The 2,890-nt window shown below is 31.3% G+C and carries 2 protein-coding genes; one reads left to right on the forward strand and one right to left on the reverse strand.

The window, feature by feature from the left end; translation table 11 throughout:
- Positions 1-1,158: leucine-rich repeat domain-containing protein (locus tag Q0U66_RS05725; protein WP_297378573.1), on the reverse strand; the 1,158-nt coding region annotated here is incomplete at its 3' end.
- Positions 1,159-1,474: 316 nt separating this feature from the next.
- Between Q0U66_RS05725 and Q0U66_RS05730 the strand changes: the two genes are divergently transcribed.
- Complete coding sequence (locus Q0U66_RS05730; protein ID WP_297378575.1) at positions 1,475-2,776, forward strand: serine/threonine-protein kinase; 1,302 nt, start codon at positions 1,475-1,477, stop codon at positions 2,774-2,776.
- The last annotated feature ends 114 nt before the right edge of the window (positions 2,777-2,890 follow it).

Below are 2,890 nucleotides of genomic sequence, written 5' to 3' on the forward strand. Positions count from 1 at the left end.
ATTTTCAATATTATTTTTACTGAAAGCACAATTACCAATAAGCTCAATATTTTGATCTAGTGTCAAATCATTAATTTGATTTTTCCAAAATGCGTACCTACCTATAAATTTTACACTATCAGGTATACTAAGAGTTTGAATTTTATTTTCACAGAAAGCAGCAATACCAATAAGCTCAATATTTTGACCTAGTGTCAAATCATTAATTTGATTTTCACTAAATGCACGATTACCAATAGATTTTACACTATTAGGTATACTAATAGTTTCAATTTTATTTTCACTGAAAGCAAAATCACCAATAAACTCAATATTTTGATCTAGTGTCAAATCATTAATTTGATTTTCACAAAATGCGTACTTACCAATAGATTTTACACTATCAGGTATATTAAGGGTTTCAATTTTATTATTCTCAAAAGCCCGGGCTCCAATTTTTTCAATTCCAAAGGGAATATTTATTTTTTCAATGCCAATATCTTTAAAAGAAGAATCGCCAATAATTTTTACTGGTATTCCCTGGATTTTTTCAGGGATTGTTATTTCCTTGCTAGTACCAAGATACTTAACTATGGTTCCGGTATTTTTATCAAATTCAAATTCTGATGGAGGTGTTTCTGAAATTATAGTATTTTTTAGGATATTATCAACTTCTTCATCTATTTTATCTTTAAAAAGTTCAATAATAATTTGTTTAGATTCTTCATCTAAGGGTTCCATGTCATCATCATACATGTTTGACTTTGGAGCATTGGTATTTATATTAGCAATTGAAGAAATATTTTGAGAATTGTGTGTAGATGTATTTAAAGGAGTATCTTTTTGAGTTTTATTATTTCCACCAAGGTCTATACCTAGGCTTAATATGATAACCTCCAGAGTGCTTTTAAATGCATCCTTATTTAGGTGGACAGGGAGTTTATAAATTATATCGTTTACTAGGAGATTTCTATCATTGATATCTAAAGACCCTATTGTCTCGATTTGATTTAGGATATTTTCTTTTTCTAAAAGTCTTATTACAGAATATTCTTCAATACTTGGACCTAGGTCTAGGACATAGGCAGATAGTCTACCAGAGAAAAAAACTTCTTCCCCAAAGTTATTGTAAATATATTCTAGACACGGTTCTAGTTCTTTAAACCTATTTGCTTTCATCTCTTTATTCCTCCGAATTTTAGGGCAAGAAAAATAGTTCCTGTTTTGTCCCTGGATCATATTTATTTATATTATTATATCAAAGAGCTGGATAGTTTACTAAAATATTGGGTGATAGAATTCAGTGCTTATTATAATTTCATCAGAATCTCATATAAAAGACTAATTGATTAAAAATTTGAAATGTTATATAATATTTGTCAAATGGTAGGTATATAATTAAATTAATTTGTAAATTTTAAATTGATTTTAATTAAATATTACAGTGTGGATTTTTTTGTATATATCTTATAAAAACTCGTTGCTAGGAGGGAAAATGGACAAATTAAAAAATGGGCAAGTACTCCGTACTGATAAAGATGTCAGTGTGACGGTAAAAAAAGAGCTGGGATCTGGTGGTCAGGGTACTGTATACCTAGTAGATTATGATGGCAAAGATATGGCCTTAAAATGGTTCAAGAAATCTACTATTTCAAATGGAAGAAAGTTTTATGACAACTTGCAAAATAATATAAAAAATCCTAGTCCTGGTGAGGGATTTTTATGGCCAAAAGATTTGACCCAATATGATTCAGAAGACAAAGAAGCTAGTTTTGGCTATATCATGGATTTAAAACCTGATTCTTATGATGATTTTTCTGAATATCTATTGGGAAAGAAAACCTTCTCATCCATAGAGGCGCTTATAAATACAGGTCTAAATATTACCGAATGTTTTATGCTTTTACACAGGGCAGGTTATAACTACCAAGACCTTAATGATGGAAACTTTTTTATAAACTTTGATACTGGTGATGTTTTAATTTGTGATAATGACAATGTTATGGGCCATGGCTATAACTCAGGGGTAATGGGAAAGCCAAGGTATATGGCGCCAGAAGTTGTAGTTGGAAAAAAACCACCAGATAAACAAACGGATAGGTATTCACTATCAGTAATTTTGTTTTTGTTATTTTTTGCAAACCACCCACTAGAGGGAAAGGCCTCTTTATTAGATTTAACTACAGAAGAAGATGAGATTAATATTTATGGGAAAAATCCGATTTTTATAATGGATCCTAAAAATTTCTCTAATAGGCCAGACCCAGCCATACACAAAAACGTAGGCAGAAAATGGGGAGCATATCCTGAATTCTTTAGGCAGGCCTTTATAGATGAGTTTTCACAAGATAAGTTATTGATGAAGGCCAATAGAAGGCTTGAGAGTGAGTGGCTAGATATATTGATGAAGCTAAGAACAGACCTTATCACTTGCTCATGTGGCAGGGATTCATTTGTTGATTATAGTGGCAATGGAGTATGCTCTTGTGGCAATAAACTAAAGGTACCACTTAAATTAGAAATCAATAATATAAAAATCCCGGTATATCCAGGTGTAAAACTTTACAAATACCATACAAGCGATACTAGCGAGGACTATAAAACTGTTACAGGCGAAGTTGTTAGGGCAAAAAACAATCCAAAACAACTTGGACTTCATAATAAGTCTGGTTCTGCTTGGTATCTAAAGTATGAAGGCATGGAACAAAGGTCTCTAGAAGATAAAAAGGTAGCAAGAATTGTGACTAACTTAGAGGTTGACTTTGACGGTGGAAGAAAAGGAATATTTAATAAATAAGGAGAAAAATTATGGATGATTTTTTACTCAATGAAGAAATACCTAGAAAGATGATGGTTCTATTTTTTTTAATAGATACCTCAGGATCAATGGACGGTACAAAGATAGGAGAGG

It is taken from the genome of uncultured Helcococcus sp. (assembly GCF_946998255.1).
Classification (GTDB): Bacteria; Bacillota; Clostridia; order Tissierellales; family Peptoniphilaceae; genus Helcococcus.

Coding starts and splice junctions, on each gene's coding strand:
- Q0U66_RS05730 (WP_297378575.1), top strand. CDS start 1,475: ATGGACAAATTAAAAAATGGGCAAGTACTCCGTACTGATAAAGATGTC.